The organism is Flavobacterium sp. W22_SRS_FK3 (assembly GCF_052113665.1).
Taxonomy (GTDB): Bacteria; Bacteroidota; Bacteroidia; order Flavobacteriales; family Flavobacteriaceae; genus Flavobacterium.
Genome location: NZ_JBGQOF010000010.1, coordinates 1 through 14,127, shown reverse-complemented (window position 1 = coordinate 14,127; position 14,127 = coordinate 1). Strand labels below are relative to the sequence as shown.

General features: G+C 32.4%; 16 protein-coding genes. 10 read left to right on the top strand and 6 right to left on the bottom strand.

Features of this window, described 5'->3' with window-relative positions; all coding sequences use genetic code 11:
• Positions 1–8: 8 nt before the first annotated feature.
• The 4 genes from ACEN2I_RS11350 to ACEN2I_RS11335 are packed head-to-tail and all read right to left on the bottom strand — an operon-like array spanning position 9 to position 3,682.
• The gene (locus tag ACEN2I_RS11350) at positions 9–1,823 is read right to left on the bottom strand and encodes a hypothetical protein (RefSeq protein WP_441766218.1); all 1,815 of its coding nucleotides are present in this window, start codon (positions 1,821–1,823) and stop codon (positions 9–11) included.
• The gene (locus tag ACEN2I_RS11345; protein ID WP_441766217.1) at positions 1,820–2,371 is read right to left on the bottom strand and encodes an RNA polymerase sigma factor; all 552 of its coding nucleotides are present in this window, start codon (positions 2,369–2,371) and stop codon (positions 1,820–1,822) included. The genes ACEN2I_RS11350 and ACEN2I_RS11345 overlap by 4 nt, the downstream gene beginning before the upstream one ends.
• Before the next feature lie 51 nt (positions 2,372–2,422).
• Complete coding sequence (locus ACEN2I_RS11340; RefSeq protein WP_441766216.1) at positions 2,423–2,815, bottom strand: hypothetical protein; 393 nt, start codon at positions 2,813–2,815, stop codon at positions 2,423–2,425.
• Between the two features lie 6 nt (positions 2,816–2,821).
• Positions 2,822–3,682 carry a protease complex subunit PrcB family protein gene (locus ACEN2I_RS11335; RefSeq protein ID WP_441766215.1) on the bottom strand — a complete coding sequence of 287 codons (861 nt, stop codon included), beginning with the start codon at positions 3,680–3,682 and terminating at the stop codon, positions 2,822–2,824.
• 186 nt (positions 3,683–3,868) lie between these two features.
• On the opposite strand from ACEN2I_RS11335, the gene rmuC reads away from it, so the two are divergent.
• The 4 genes from rmuC (at position 3,869) to ACEN2I_RS11315 (ending at position 7,041) form a co-directional block, all read left to right on the top strand.
• The gene (rmuC, locus tag ACEN2I_RS11330) at positions 3,869–5,242 is read left to right on the top strand and encodes a DNA recombination protein RmuC (protein ID WP_441766214.1); all 1,374 of its coding nucleotides are present in this window, start codon (positions 3,869–3,871) and stop codon (positions 5,240–5,242) included.
• A gap of 48 nt (positions 5,243–5,290) precedes the next feature.
• On the top strand, positions 5,291–5,839 hold the full coding sequence (locus ACEN2I_RS11325) for an acyl-CoA thioesterase (RefSeq protein WP_441766213.1): 549 nt from the start codon (positions 5,291–5,293) through the stop codon (positions 5,837–5,839).
• A 3-nt stretch (positions 5,840–5,842) separates the two neighbouring features.
• Complete coding sequence (locus ACEN2I_RS11320; protein WP_441766212.1) at positions 5,843–6,304, top strand: hypothetical protein; 462 nt, start codon at positions 5,843–5,845, stop codon at positions 6,302–6,304.
• Positions 6,305–6,471: 167 nt separating this feature from the next.
• The gene (locus ACEN2I_RS11315; RefSeq protein ID WP_441766211.1) at positions 6,472–7,041 is read left to right on the top strand and encodes a YceI family protein; all 570 of its coding nucleotides are present in this window, start codon (positions 6,472–6,474) and stop codon (positions 7,039–7,041) included.
• 3 nt (positions 7,042–7,044) lie between these two features.
• Here ACEN2I_RS11315 and ACEN2I_RS11310 read toward each other — a convergent pair whose 3' ends face one another.
• Positions 7,045–7,956 carry a TIGR01777 family oxidoreductase gene (locus ACEN2I_RS11310; protein WP_441766210.1) on the bottom strand — a complete coding sequence of 304 codons (912 nt, stop codon included), beginning with the start codon at positions 7,954–7,956 and terminating at the stop codon, positions 7,045–7,047.
• Positions 7,957–8,053: 97 nt separating this feature from the next.
• Here ACEN2I_RS11310 and ACEN2I_RS11305 point away from each other — a divergent pair, with 97 nt between their 5' ends.
• The 6 genes from ACEN2I_RS11305 (at position 8,054) to ACEN2I_RS11280 (ending at position 13,962) form a co-directional block, all read left to right on the top strand.
• Positions 8,054–8,716, top strand: a complete 663-nt coding sequence (locus ACEN2I_RS11305) for a TetR family transcriptional regulator C-terminal domain-containing protein (RefSeq protein WP_441766209.1) — start codon at positions 8,054–8,056, stop codon at positions 8,714–8,716.
• Complete coding sequence (locus tag ACEN2I_RS11300; protein WP_441766208.1) at positions 8,713–10,020, top strand: ABC1 kinase family protein; 1,308 nt, start codon at positions 8,713–8,715, stop codon at positions 10,018–10,020. The genes ACEN2I_RS11305 and ACEN2I_RS11300 overlap by 4 nt, the downstream gene beginning before the upstream one ends.
• Positions 10,017–10,298: a TIGR03643 family protein gene (locus tag ACEN2I_RS11295; protein ID WP_441766207.1), complete on the top strand. Its 282-nt coding sequence runs from the start codon at positions 10,017–10,019 to the stop codon at positions 10,296–10,298. Before ACEN2I_RS11300 ends, ACEN2I_RS11295 begins: the two co-directional genes overlap by 4 nt.
• Positions 10,295–10,978 carry an SDR family NAD(P)-dependent oxidoreductase gene (locus tag ACEN2I_RS11290; RefSeq protein ID WP_441766206.1) on the top strand — a complete coding sequence of 228 codons (684 nt, stop codon included), beginning with the start codon at positions 10,295–10,297 and terminating at the stop codon, positions 10,976–10,978. The genes ACEN2I_RS11295 and ACEN2I_RS11290 overlap by 4 nt, the downstream gene beginning before the upstream one ends.
• 6 nt (positions 10,979–10,984) lie before the next feature.
• Entirely contained in the window at positions 10,985–12,403 is a 1,419-nt protein-coding gene (locus ACEN2I_RS11285; protein ID WP_441766205.1) for an SDR family oxidoreductase, read from the top strand.
• Positions 12,404–12,723: 320 nt separating this feature from the next.
• Positions 12,724–13,962: a TIR domain-containing protein gene (locus ACEN2I_RS11280; protein ID WP_441766204.1), complete on the top strand. Its 1,239-nt coding sequence runs from the start codon at positions 12,724–12,726 to the stop codon at positions 13,960–13,962.
• Here the strand turns inward: ACEN2I_RS11280 and ACEN2I_RS11275 are convergent.
• On the bottom strand, positions 13,943–14,127 hold a 185-nt coding region (locus tag ACEN2I_RS11275; RefSeq protein ID WP_441766203.1), incomplete at its 5' end, for a hypothetical protein. The genes ACEN2I_RS11280 and ACEN2I_RS11275 overlap by 20 nt on opposite strands.

Below are 14,127 nucleotides of genomic sequence, written 5' to 3'. Positions count from 1 at the left end.
ATTTTCATCTAAAATGAAACATTCAAACCAAAATTGAATGACCATTGAAATTGATTAAAAGTTTGATTGTTTAAAGGGTTGATGTAATAGTTCATGCCAGGTTCAACAAAAACATGTGTTTTTTTGTATAAAAGATATTGAAAAGTACTGCTTAGTAAAGAGCCATAAACAAAGTCATTGGCATTTAAATTATCACCTATTGAATTTCCGTTTAAGGTTACATCGTTAGAAATTAATTTTCCTACAAATCCTCCAGTATTCAAACTAATACTGGCTTTATTTTTATTGAAAACAGCATACGAAACCTCAAGAGGCATCTCGATATATTTTAAACTCTGATCAATATTTCCGCTTTCAAAACTTTCGCTTTTTAAAGCCGTTAGTGTATTTTTAGAAACAAAAACATAACTCGGACTGTTTGTTATTTTTGGTGAAGATGCAGTTGTGTTGGGGCTCAGATAATTGCTTGAACTAGGAAATGATTCAGTATTATAAGTCTTGTAATAGGAAACATTTGCAATGCTTTGTCCCAATTCATTAATTTTTAAACCGGAACTTACAGCCCATTTTTTATTAAGTTTTAAGTTTGTTTTTACTCCGTATGTACTGGTTTGTTTCGATTCATTAACATTCCCAAAAGTCTTTTGGTTATTGTAATTTTCAGAATTTGCAATTCCTGCAAAAACTCCCAATGACCATTTTTCAGAGTTAGAAACTGACTTGGTTTCTTTGTCTTTTTCAGTTTTAATTTCGGCAATGCCTTTTTCTAAATTTTGCAATTCGGCCAATTGAACAGAGTCTTGTTTGCTCAATGAATTATTATTAGCTATGTAATTCGTCTTTTGAACATTTTCTGAAAGGATTGCTTTTTCAGTTGTTATAGGTTCAACTGTAAGTTCTTTTCGGATTTTTTGCTTATTATCTGAATTTAAATTTAAAGTTATAGCAGCATTGTTTTTTGAAGCCAATTTATCTTCAAAAATAGAGTTTGGCAACTGATTATCTGAAGAAGGGTTAAATGAATTTTGTTTTCCTGTAACGAATGTTTTTTCAGCCACAGTCTGATTTTCATTTCTTTTTTCAGTTTGTAGAGTTTGGTTATCTGAAGAAGGGTTAAATGAATTTTGTTTTCCAGTAACGAATGTTTTTTCAGCCACAGTCTGATTTTCATTTCTTTTTTCAGTTTGTAGATTTTGGTTATCTGAAGGAGAGTTGAATGGGTTTTGTTTTCCTGCAACGAATGGTTTTTCTGCTATAACCTGATTCTCTTTTCTTTTTTTAGGTTGTACTGTTTGATTATTTGATAAAGAATTAAACGAATTTTGTTTTCCTGTAACAAATGTTTTTTCCGCTACAGCCTGGTTTGTGTTTTCTGTTGTATTGTTTGATTTCGGGACATAAATACCGGAATTGATATTAGTATCAGAATCTGTATGAGTAATTACTTTTTTATGTGTGTTGTTATTTTTAGAATTATTTAATTGATTTACAGTGTTTTCTATCGATGAGTTTTCGACAACATCAGTTTTTATTCCGATATTGTTTTCTTCAGTAGAAATTGTTTTGTTTTCATCAAGAACGACACTTTTTTCAATTGATCCGTTATTTATTGTTTCGATTACTGAATCAGAATCTAAACGTAAAACAGAAGGAATTAACAATCCTAATAAAAGGCATGCTGCAGCTGACCACCAAAGAACTACTGTTTTTTTCTTTTTAGGTTTATCAAGTTCTTCTTCGATTTTACTCCATAATTCGGGCGGCGGAACACTCGAGAAGTTTTCTATCGATGAAAAAATATCTTCTATTTTTTGCTTTTTCATGCTGTTTTAAAATTTTTAATACTCAAAATTCGTTTTTGTAAAATTCGTTTAGCTCTGTTTAAATTAGATTTGGAAGTTCCTTCTGAAATTTTGAGTTGTTCGGCAATTTCTCTATGTTTCATTTTTTCAAAAACATACAAGTTAAATACCATGCGGTACTGATCAGGTAATTCTCTGATATATTCGAGTAATTTTTCTTGTGCTATCGGAATAACTTCTAATTCCTCTTCTTCTATAAAATCGGTATCAGGATCAAAAACATCTAAAAAGAAACTTTCTTTTTTTTTCTTATTTAATGTTTCGATTAGTTTATTGATAAAAATTCGTTTTAACCATCCTTCAAAACTGCCTTCAAATTTATATTGATGGATTTTTTGAAAAACGATAACAAAGGCTTCCTGAAAAACATCTTTAGCATCGTCTTCATTTTTCATATATTTTAAACAAATACCATACAAGACAGGAGAGAACAACTGATAAATTTTCAGTTGTCCTGCTCTGTCATTCTGTACACATTGTTTTATATATATTTCTAAATCGTCTTTCAAAAAAGAGGGTTGTTTGATTTTGGCAAAAATAACTTTTTTTAGACTCTTAACCTATTTTTTATAGATAGTACGTGTGCCTTCAGAATCATTACTTATGATTGTTAGATTTTGATTATCAAGGTTTTCTATGATATATGTTTTGCCTTCAAAAGTAATCAGCTCTTTTTCTGACTGGTCAAAAAAACTAATTCCTTTTTTGATTTCATACAAACTGTTACGAATTTCGATATCATCTTTGTAAGTAATGATTTTTCCATCAGGAGTAAAAACTATCTTTTTATTAAAACCTATTATTTTGGGAGTAGAGATATAAGGATTGCTTTCTCCGCCTATCGTTTTTTCCCAGGTCCAGGTATCAATTATCTGGCTGGTTTTGTTATCTTCTAAGGAATAAGCAGTAGTAAAAACACTAAATACAATAAAAAGGAATAGTTTTTTTGTCATGATTTGTTAAATTTTTAAGAGTTCAATTTTGTCTTTAATTGCCTTCTTGAAAACTTTTACTTCTGTACTCTGATCTGCAGTATCGGTATTGTCGATATAGATTTTTGTTGTACTGGCGCCTTGATGTAATTCAAAATAAACACCACCCTGAGCTGCTGCATCAGGAGATCCGTAGGTTTTGGTTTGGCCTTTTAAGTTTAAGATTTCAGTTGGGACACTTTTTAGGAACAACGTGTATTCTCCCCTTTTTATTGTAGCAGTATATTTATATTGACCAAATTCATAACTGCCTGCAGCAACATTTAAAAATTTAAGAACGTTGTAATCATTTAATTGAAAAAAGTCATTAACGCTGCCAAAAGTACCAATTACAATATTGTCTTTGTTTTCTGTGGTTTTGTTAAAATAGATTGGTTTTGTCGTTTTCGGGATCAAAATATAATCTGCAGGATAGGTTGTAGTTGGAGTAGTCGTTTCTCCGGTTTGTGGACCATTTTCGAAGAAATTAACAACTATCTGGCAATTGTTTTCTACTATCGAAGTGATTTTTATCCCATAACCGCTCGTTGGTTTCTGACCGGAAAAAATGCCAATTAAAAAGTTTTTAGTGAAATCAATATTTGGATCACTTGCTACCGTGCACGTATTATCGTGTTTTGTGAAATACTGATTCAATTTTTCCTGCGTGGTTATAATTAAAACTGAAGGATTAAGAAATTCTTCTTTAATAGTATAGTTGCAGGAAAGAGGAAAGCCGCTAAAAGAAACATTCGTATAATCTCCACAAGTATCATTAGGTAAATCATCATTTAGGGAACAGGCACTGAATCCAAAAGCTATAAATAAGCTTAACATTAACTTTTTCATAAATTTTATTATTAGGTTTATATTTAGTAGATGGAATCGTTTTTAAATGGTTGCGTTTAATTTTATTTTTTTAAATTGACTCGAATGTTTATTTAAATTAGAATGGATACTAATTCGTGATTTTTTAATTTTAAAAATTTAGAACTACGTATTATTGCGTACTTTTACTTAAAAATTAACGTAGATATGTTGGATTTTGCCCCTCTTTTAATAGTTTTTGTTATTGCTTTATTTTTAGGTCTTTATTTTGGAAGAATATTATCTTCGGCTAAATTTGAATCAGAGAAAGTGAGTTTGAATGAAAAACTCAATGGAGCAAATTCACAATTTCAATTGCACAAAGAACAGTTTCAAAATGAAAAGAACAGTTTCGAAAAACAAATTCATATACTAAATTCTGAGAAGGAATATATTCGAAATGAGAAAGATAGTTTGGCGATTCAGTTTTCAAAAAAAGAAGTTGATTTTGAAAATTTATGGGAGCGCCATAAAGAACAGAAGAATGAAATAACAGCATTACAGGAAAAATTTACAAAAGAATTTGAAAATTTAGCCAATAAAATTCTAGAAGAAAAATCAGCAAAATTTACAGAACAAAATTCTGTAAATATGAAAAATATTCTGTTGCCTTTGCAGGATAAAATTCAGGGTTTTGAGCAAAAAGTAGAGCAGACCCATAAAGAAAGCATCGATTATCATGCGGCTTTGCGTCAGCAGATTTTAGGCTTAAGCGAAATGAATATTCAAATGAGTAAAGAAACTTTAAATTTAACAAAAGCCCTAAAGGGCGACAGTAAAATGCAGGGTAATTGGGGTGAGCTGGTTTTAGAACGTGTTCTCGAGAAATCAGGCCTGGAAAAAGGAAGGGAATATGAAGTCCAGCAAAGTTTTACCAATGCTGATGGAAATAGGGTTTTTCCAGATGTGGTAATCAATTTACCGGATGGTAAAAAAATGATTATCGATTCTAAAGTTTCTTTGACCGCTTATGAAAAATGGGTAAACGAAGAAGAAGAAAGTTTTAAAAATGAGTTCCTAAAAGAACATGTTTTATCAATAAAAAGGCATGTTGAGCAACTAGGAAGTAAAAATTATCACGATTTATATCAAATTGAAAGCCCTGATTTTGTTTTGCTCTTTATTCCTATTGAACCGGCTTTTGCTATTGCCTTAAACCAAGACGCTACTTTGTATAATAAAGCTTTTTCAAGAAATGTAGTAATTGTTACACCCACAACCTTATTGGCTACTTTGAGAACTATTGACAGTATGTGGGCAAACCAGAAACAACAGGAAAATGCTTTTGAAATTGCACGTCAGGCCGGAGCATTATATGATAAGTTTGAAGGATTTGTAACTGATTTACTGAAAATAGGGAACAAAATAAAAGATACCAAAACCGAATATGAAAATGCAATGAATAAGCTTGTTGACGGAAGAGGAAATTTGATTTCGAGTGTCGAAAAATTGAAAAAAATGGGTGCAAAAGCTAAAAAGGCACTTCCTGAAAATATTATTGCCAGAGCTTCAAATACTGATGAAAATGAATTATTAAATTAAATTTTCATTTTAAAATAAACAAACCAAAAACTATAAAAACATACCTTAATGACTACAGATTTTAAACCCGTTTCATCATCAAAAATAAGTATTTCAGAATTAATGCTTCCGTCACATACCAATTTTAGTGGTAAAATTCATGGAGGATACGTTTTGCAATTATTAGATCAGATTGCTTTTGCCTGTGCTTCAAAATTCTGCGGAAATTATTGTGTCACAGCCTCGGTTGATACCGTAAATTTTTTAAAGCCTATTGAAGTAGGTGAGTTAGTAACCATGAAAGCATCAGTAAATTATGTGGGACGCAGTTCGATGATTGTGGGTATTCGTGTCGAGGCAGAGAACATTCAGACCGGTGTAATTAAACATTGTAATTCGTCTTACTTTACAATGGTTGCCAAAGATAAAGAAGGTAAAAGTGTTCAGGTTCCGGGACTAATTTTAAGCAATCTGGATGAAGTACGCCGTTTTAGAAAATGCATCAAGCAAATTGAAACCAAAAAAGAAATAGAAGAACATGCCAAGGTAGCCAAAGTAAATTCGATTGAAGATCTGGCAAATTTAGACAAGTATAATGTTTTACTTGAAATAGGATAAAGCATGATTAACTGTATTTCAGGGAAACCTTATTTTTTTTTAGGTATCCTAATTCCAATATTTCTTTTGTTGGGATACTTAAATTCAGATGAAATTTTGGATATTAATATTCACGACACCTATTTTATAATTAAATATCCTCATTTAGGAATATTATTGTCATTACTATATGGTTTTCCTGCATTGCTGTATTTTGTTTTTATGAAGCTGAATTTCAGATTTATAAAATGGATGACTGTTATTCATATTGTGGTGAGTATTGCTGGTATCTTATTAATTTGTTTTTTGAAGCAATTGATAAGAAAAAGTGATTTTGGCGATTTAAATTCAATCCTGACCGATATGTACTTCAATCAAAAAATCATGGGAAGTATTGTGCTGCTTTTTTTGAGTATAGTGGCAGTTCAGATATTTTTTTTTATAAACTTTTTTTATGCTCTCATAAAGGGAAGAGTCAGACATTGAAAATTCACAAATATTTAGCATTTATTATTCGACCGCATTCCTGAAAATTTCGTAACTTTAAGAATAATGATATAGATTATACTATGTCTTCACGGAGTACGCCATTCGATTTTTTCAACTTGAAAATAAAAAAAACGAATGACATAATTGTTTAATTGCAGACGATTATGAAAAAAACTATTTTATTTATTTTACTATTTACCGCTTATTCAATTATCGCTCAGGAAAAAATTACTACCAACCAGGCAGTAATAAATTTTGAAGCTTCAGTTCCTTTTTTTGAAGGAATAAAGGCTGTGAACAGGTCGGTTACGATTGTTTTGGATCCTAAAACAAGTACATTATTATGTACTGTTTTAATAAAGGACTTTCATTTTAAACTGGATTTAATGGAAGAACATTTTAATGAAAACTATCTTGAAAGTAATCGATATCCTAAAGCTGTCTTTAAAGGTAAAATTGAAAAATTTGATTTAAAAGACATTGATGAACATGGAAAAGAATATCAAATAAAAGGAAAATTAACCGTACGAGGAAAATCGAAAGAGATTGTTGTAAAGGCATTGCTGAAAAAAGTATATGGAGGAATACAGATTATATCAGATTTTCCAATTTCTATAGCTGATTTTGATATTGATGTGCCTGATAGAATTGCGTCAAAAATTTCAAAAACTGCCAAAACACAATTAAGTGGTGTTATTGGAAATGATGAACTAATTCTTCTGACTTTAAAATGAAATTTAAGGTAAACAGTGAGAAAGTGCTGTTTCTAGATCTTCAAAATGAAAGTTGAGGCCTGTTTTTTTTATTTTTTCTGATGAAACTCTTTGACCGTTTAAAATGGCAACACTCATTTCTCCTAAAAAAAGTTTAAGAATAAAAGAAGGAACTTTAGGCAGCCAGATAGAGTAGCCGTACAAATTTGCCAGTGTCTGAGACAAAACAGTATTTGTTGTATTATCCAGAACAGTTGCGTTATAAGAACCGTTTATTCCTTTTTCCTGAATTGCCTTTACATAAATAGCACATAAATCTTCAATATGAATCCAAGGTAAATATTGTTTTCCCGTACCTAAAATTGCACCAAATCCGAATTTGAAGCTTGGTGTCAGTTTTTTTAAAAATCCTCCATTTCTGCCTAAAACAATTCCTGTCCTGATTTTTACAGTTCTTATTTGTAAGGATTCAATTTTATTAACAGCATTTTCCCATTTTTGGCAAGTTGTTCCTAAAAAATCATTTGCAGGGGGAGTGTTCTCTGTGCAAATTTCAGCTCCGTTTACAGCTCCGTAAATTCCAATTGCTGAAGCAGAAACAAAAGTATCTAATGCTTTGTTGTTTTTTTGCAGAACAGAATGTATAAGATCAATTGGTTTTATACGGCTTTCTAAAATATCCCTTTTGCGTTTGGCTGTCCATCTTTTCTCTACAATTCCTTCACCTGCCAAATGGATTATATAATCTGTTTTAAGAATAGCTTCTTCGTCAATATAATTGTGTTCTAAATCCCATTTGTAATACGTAATTAAATCGGTATTTTTTCTCTCACTCCTGCTCAGAATAGATACTGAAAAACCATTAGCGATCAATACATCGGTAAGATATTTACCAATGAATCCGGTGCCTCCTGTTAGCAAAACATTTTTAGCCATATAGTTTATAATATATTTAACAGTGGATAATGTTTAACGATAAGTAAAGATACTTAAACATTCCTTACCTTTAAGGCAAATTCTAAATTTAAATGAAATGGCTGCTAAAAAGAAGATAATCGGCAAAGAAGATATAGTTTCAATGTACATGAATGAAATTTTAGAAAAAGGGCAAAAACCAAAATCAGTTTATCATTTTACCAAGGAAAATAATTTTTCGGAAACTGAGTTTTATGCTTTTTTTGGAACGCTGGAAGGTTTAGAAAAAGAAATATTTAGATTGTTTTTTGTCAATACAGTTGATTTGCTGAACAAAAACACCGACTATTTAGAATACGATATGAAAAACAAAATGTTGAGTTTTTATTTCACGTTTTTCGAAATAGTGACAGCCAACAGAAGTTATGTTTTGCAGTCCTTAAAACTGGAAAGAAATCCGTTGAAAAATTTAGTACAATTGACCTCACTCCGAAATAGTTTTAAAGAATACGTTTCTGAAATCCTTACTGATGATTATAGATTGCAACAGGAAAAACTTCAAAATTTTCAGGAAAAAGCGATTCAGGAAAGTGCCTGGGTGCAGTTGATGATGACGATAAAATTTTGGATGGATGATGAATCAGCCGCTTTTGAAAAAACAGACATTTTCATAGAAAAATCGGTAAATGCTTCTTTCGAATTGATGAATGTTGCACCAATGAATCACTTGATTGATTTAGGGAAATTTCTGTTCAAAGAAAAAATATACAGCAAACAATGAAAACCATAGATTATATACCGACTTCAAAAATAGAAAGAGCCAGTAAGCTGGTACAAACAGGTGCGAAAATAGGTGTAAACTACGTTAAGCATTATGCAGAGAAAATGGTCAATCCTGAGTTGACCCGTGATAAACTAAACGAAAACAATGCCGAAGATATTTATGACGGGTTAAAAAGTCTAAAAGGAAGTGCGTTAAAAGTCGCTCAGATGCTCAGCATGGATAAGAACTTTCTGCCTCAGGCTTATGTAGAGAAATTTTCTTTGTCACAATTTTCTGTTCCGCCGCTTTCGGCGCCATTGGTTTTAAAAACCTTCAAGAGCAATTTTGGTAAAACGGCTTATGAAATCTTTGACGAATTCAATGCGAATTCCGTAAATGCAGCCAGTATTGGTCAGGTACATTTGGCAAAGAAAGATGGTAAAAAACTGGCCGTAAAAATTCAGTATCCGGGCGTTGCCAACAGCATTTCTTCAGATTTGGCTTTGGTGAAACCGATTGCGATCCGAATGTTTAATCTGCAGGGAAAAGATTCTGATAAGTATTTTCAGGAAGTGGAGGATAAACTGATTGAAGAAACCAATTATCTGCTTGAATTAAAACAAAGCCAGGAAGTTGTAAAAGCCTGCAGTAAAATCGAAAACATAATTTTCCCCAATTATTATCCCGAATTTTCATCAGAGAAAATCATCACAATGGACTGGATGACCGGAATTCATCTTTCGGAGTTTACTGCAAAAGATTTTGATCGAGAAACGGGAAACAAAATTGGTCAGGCTCTGTGGGACTTTTACATGTACCAGATTCACGTTTTACGAAAAGTCCACGCCGATCCGCATCCGGGTAATTTTTTGGTAAATGATAAAAACCAATTGATTGCTCTGGATTTTGGCTGTATGAAATCAATTCCAAATGATTTTTATGAGCCTTATTTTGAACTAATCAATAAAAATGTTATTACAGATGAAAATCGTTTCAACGAGAAACTATTCGAATTAGAAATTCTTCGTCAGGACGATTCGTCTGCTGAAGTTGAATATTTTACCGAAATGTTCCATGATCTATTGTCGCTTTTCACGAAACCATTTCAAGAGGAAACCTTCGATTTTGCGGATGAAACTTTCTTCAATGCCATTGCCGAATTAGGAAAACGTTTTTCAGAAGATACTAATCTGAAAAAAATGAACGGTAACCGTGGCTCCAAGCATTTTATTTATATGAATCGTACTTTTTTCGGTTTGTACAATCTAATGTTTGATTTAAAAGCTAAAATTGTGGTTAACCAATTTCAAAAATACAAATGACAAAAGAAGAAATGACCGATCTGGAAAAAGACAGGATCATAGAAATGGCATGGGAAGACCGAACAACTTTTGAAGCTATCTTTATGCAATTTGGTTTAAAAGAGCAGGAAGTTATCGATTTAATGCGAATCGAAATGAAAGCTTCAAGTTTTAAAATGTGGCGGGAACGTGTACAAGGGCGGAAAACCAAGCATGAAAAATTGAGAGACTTTAAAGAAGGCCGTTTTAAATGTTCGAGACAAAGACATATAAGTCATAACAAAATTTCGAAAAGATGAGAAATATTCTAATCATCGGTGGAAGCAAAGGTATTGGGAATGCAGTTTTGCAGCAGCAGCTAGAGCATAATAACGTTTTTAATATCAGTCGAACCGAGCCAGATCTTACTCATTCAAACCTGACTCATTTTAGTTTAAATGTCTTGAAGGATGAACTTCCTGAAATCGAAAATATAGACACTTTAATTTATTGTCTGGGATCGATTACTTTAAAACCTATTTCGGGTTTGAGCATTGATGATTTCAGGAATGATTTTGAAATCAATGTAATTGGTGCCGTAAAAGTGATTCAGAAATATCTCCCTGTTTTAAGAAAAGGCAATCAGCCTTCCATTGTTTTGTTCAGCACTGTGGCTGTAAAATTAGGAATGCCTTTTCACGCGAGTATTGCCACAGCAAAAGCAGGCGTTGAAGGTTTGGTAAAATCACTTGGAGCAGAACTGGCGCCAACAGTACGTGTCAATGCGATTGCACCCACAATCACCGAAACGTCACTTTCAGCTTCCATACTGCGAAATGACCGTATGAAAGAAAATATGACAGAACGCCATCCTATGAAAAGTTACCTAAAACCTGATGAAGTAGCTAATATGGTCGATTTCCTGATTTCTGAAAAAGCAAATTCCATTTCAGGTCAGATTTTCGAAATGGATTATGGTCTGGTGAGTTTTAAAATATAAAAGTCCATGAGAATTCTCTTAACAGGCGCAACAGGTTACATAGGAAAACGTATTTTGCCTCTTTTAGCAGCAAAAGGACATGATGTAATTTGCTGTGTAAGAGATAAAAACAGATTTTATATTCCGGAAGAGTTGCAGCAAAATGTACACGTTATCGAAGTTGATTTTTTAGATAAGGAAACTTTAGTAAATATTCCAACAGCTATTGATGCCGCTTTTTACCTCATCCACTCCATGTCCGGTTCTGATACCAATTATGATGAACTGGAAAGTATTTCGGCAACGAATTTTTCAGAAAGAATCAATCAAACCCAGGCACAGCAGATTTTATATTTAAGCGGAATCGTAAATGATAAAGCACTCTCAAAACATCTCTCATCCCGAAAAAATGTCGAAAGTATTTTAGCAAAATCAAAAGTGCCTTTGACAACCTTAAGAGCAGGAATCATAGTAGGATCCGGAAGTGCTTCTTTCGAAATTATCCGTGATCTGGTCAACAAACTTCCCATCATGATTACGCCCAAATGGCTCAATACAAAATGCCAGCCCATTGCCATCAATGATGTATTGGAATTCCTTTCAAAATCACTTTTAAATCCGCTTACTTATAACCAGAGTTTTGATATTGGAGGTCCGGATATTCTAACCTACAAAGAAATGTTACTGGCTTTCGCCGAAGCAAAAAAGCAAAAAAGATATATTTTTACCATTCCCGTAATGACACCTAAACTGTCATCGTACTGGCTGTATTTTGTCACCTCGACTTCTTATAAACTGGCAACAGCCCTGGTGAGCAGCATGAAGGTTGAGGTGATTTGCAGTGATCATCGCATCAACGAACTTTTAGATGTGCAGCCCATCAGTTACAAAGAAGCACTTTCAAGGGCTTTATTAAAAGTGGATGAGGATAAGGTCGTATCCAGCTGGAAAGATTCACTCATCAGCGGCAGGTTCAGCCAAAGCATTTCCAACCATTTAAAAGTACCCAAAAAAGGCTGTTACATTGACCGAAGAAAAAAAGAAGTTCTGGATCGGGACTATACTATTAATCAAATCTGGTCGATAGGAGGTGAAACCGGCTGGTACTACGGCAATTGGCTCTGGAGTTTCAGGGGATTTATCGATAAGCTTTTTGGAGGGGTGGGTTCCCGTCGCGGCCGAACCAATAAACATAACATTTACGCTGGCGATGCACTCGATTTTTGGCGCGTTCTCTATGCCAATAAAAAAGAAGGAAAACTGATTTTATACGCCGAAATGAAACTGCCCGGCGAAGCATGGCTCGAATTCAAAATCATTCACAATACGTTATATCAGGCGGCGACTTTTAAGCCAAAAGGAATCTTAGGAAAATTATATTGGTATTCCGTACTGCCTTTTCACGGCTTTATCTTCAACGGAATGCTCAATAAACTCATTAAGTAGTTTCAGGAGCTTAATCCAGCTGTACACTCTATCTTTTGTGGCGAACCCCGCCACAAAAGGATGCCGTTCCCATCTGGGCTAGGGTATTAGTTTTCATAACAGGTTTTTTATTACAGAGTGCATACAATAGAATTACATCTCATAATTTGTAAATATTTATTTATACATTCGTAAATAAATGTTGTATGTAGTTGTCAGATATAGCTACCTAAAATGCGGTGGCTTTATATGAGTTTGTCATATATAATATATACAAGTTACCTGAAATTTTAGAAAACCGACGGAAAACAACCGAAATATTTCACCTTTTAAATTTAAAAATGAGTAAAAAACCAACAATATTTATCTCTTATTCTTGGCAAACAAAAGATATAGCAGACAAGATTTATAATGACTTACAGGTGATTGGTATTTCAATTATAAAAGATAATCAAGAATTGGGCTATACTGATAATATTCCGAGTTTTATGAAAAGAATAAGGTCTTGTGACTATGCAATTTTGCTGATTTCGGACAATTATTTAAAATCAAAAAACTGTCTTTACGAAATTTTAGAGCTACAAAAAGAAGAAAATCATTGGAATAAAGTTCTACCCTTAGTTTATAATGGAACTAAAATTTATTCAGCTTTAGAAAGATTAAATTACATTCAATTTTGGGAGCAAAAAATCAAAGAATTAGAAAGCGCATTACAAAACATCGACCCAATTAATTGTGCAGAAATATATAGTGAACTTAAATTATTTAAGGATATCGCATATAGTATTGATAGTTTTCTGAAAAAAATATCAGAAAGTCTACATTACTCCCCAGAAGAAATTATTGAAAAAAAATATGAACCAATAATAAGCAAATTAGCGATTGATTATGAGCCAATTTCATTAATTAAATTATTGAGTATTGCTCTAATTGAAAATTTAGAACATAGAGAAATTGCATTAGATGATTATGTAAAAAACAACCCCGAAAGTAGCTATTATTTCTCTATTAAAGCAGGTACTTCAAGAGATTTATCCAAATTTGAGCAGGCCATATATTATTACGAAAAAGGATTAGAAAAAGATCCATTTAATTATGAAATATTAAACAATCTTGGACAAATAATAGAATTCAAAACCCAAGATTTTGAAAAAGCGAAAAATTTATATGAAAGAGCAATAGAAGCATCTCCAAATTTTGATATTCCAAGGCTAAATTTAGGTGTTTTATTAAAGAGACATTTTAATGATATTGAGGGTTCGAAACAACAATATCTTAAAATACTTGAATTCGATCCAAATAATGCAAAAGCTCATAATAATTTATCAAATTATTATAAATTGATTAATCCTGCAAAACCGAGCGAAGAAAATTTACAGAAGGCAGAATATCATATTTTAAAGGCTATCGAAATTAATCCTGAATATATTGAAGCACTTTTAAGCTATGGAAATTTTCTAAAATTGTTTCGAAAAGATTTTAAAAAAGGCAATGAATATTATGAAAAGGTTAGAGAATTAGATAAAGAGAATAATTTAAAAGAAATTCTAGATATATTAATTAAATCAGATAAAGGCTAAAAAAAACGCAGGCATAACAGCCACTACAACGGATTTGGGCATTAGGCTTGAATGGAAATGGTTTTGTACTTGGAATAATTTGGTAAATCCCCTCTGGTGCTCGTTTGCAACGAGTACCTACTTCCTTATTAACGAAAATAAAGCGTTTGCAACGCGGCTTATAAA

Coding starts and splice junctions, on each gene's coding strand:
- ACEN2I_RS11350 (WP_441766218.1), bottom strand. CDS start 1,823: ATGAAAAAGCAAAAAATAGAAGATATTTTTTCATCGATAGAAAACTTC.
- ACEN2I_RS11310 (WP_441766210.1), bottom strand. CDS start 7,956: ATGGCTAAAAATGTTTTGCTAACAGGAGGCACCGGATTCATTGGTAAA.
- ACEN2I_RS11325 (WP_441766213.1), top strand. CDS start 5,291: ATGACTACAGATTTTAAACCCGTTTCATCATCAAAAATAAGTATTTCA.
- ACEN2I_RS11320 (WP_441766212.1), top strand. CDS start 5,843: ATGATTAACTGTATTTCAGGGAAACCTTATTTTTTTTTAGGTATCCTA.
- ACEN2I_RS11285 (WP_441766205.1), top strand. CDS start 10,985: ATGAGAATTCTCTTAACAGGCGCAACAGGTTACATAGGAAAACGTATT.
- ACEN2I_RS11290 (WP_441766206.1), top strand. CDS start 10,295: ATGAGAAATATTCTAATCATCGGTGGAAGCAAAGGTATTGGGAATGCA.
- ACEN2I_RS11295 (WP_441766207.1), top strand. CDS start 10,017: ATGACAAAAGAAGAAATGACCGATCTGGAAAAAGACAGGATCATAGAA.
- rmuC (WP_441766214.1), top strand. CDS start 3,869: ATGTTGGATTTTGCCCCTCTTTTAATAGTTTTTGTTATTGCTTTATTT.
- ACEN2I_RS11315 (WP_441766211.1), top strand. CDS start 6,472: ATGAAAAAAACTATTTTATTTATTTTACTATTTACCGCTTATTCAATT.
- ACEN2I_RS11300 (WP_441766208.1), top strand. CDS start 8,713: ATGAAAACCATAGATTATATACCGACTTCAAAAATAGAAAGAGCCAGT.
- ACEN2I_RS11335 (WP_441766215.1), bottom strand. CDS start 3,682: ATGAAAAAGTTAATGTTAAGCTTATTTATAGCTTTTGGATTCAGTGCC.
- ACEN2I_RS11305 (WP_441766209.1), top strand. CDS start 8,054: ATGGCTGCTAAAAAGAAGATAATCGGCAAAGAAGATATAGTTTCAATG.
- ACEN2I_RS11340 (WP_441766216.1), bottom strand. CDS start 2,815: ATGACAAAAAAACTATTCCTTTTTATTGTATTTAGTGTTTTTACTACT.
- ACEN2I_RS11280 (WP_441766204.1), top strand. CDS start 12,724: ATGAGTAAAAAACCAACAATATTTATCTCTTATTCTTGGCAAACAAAA.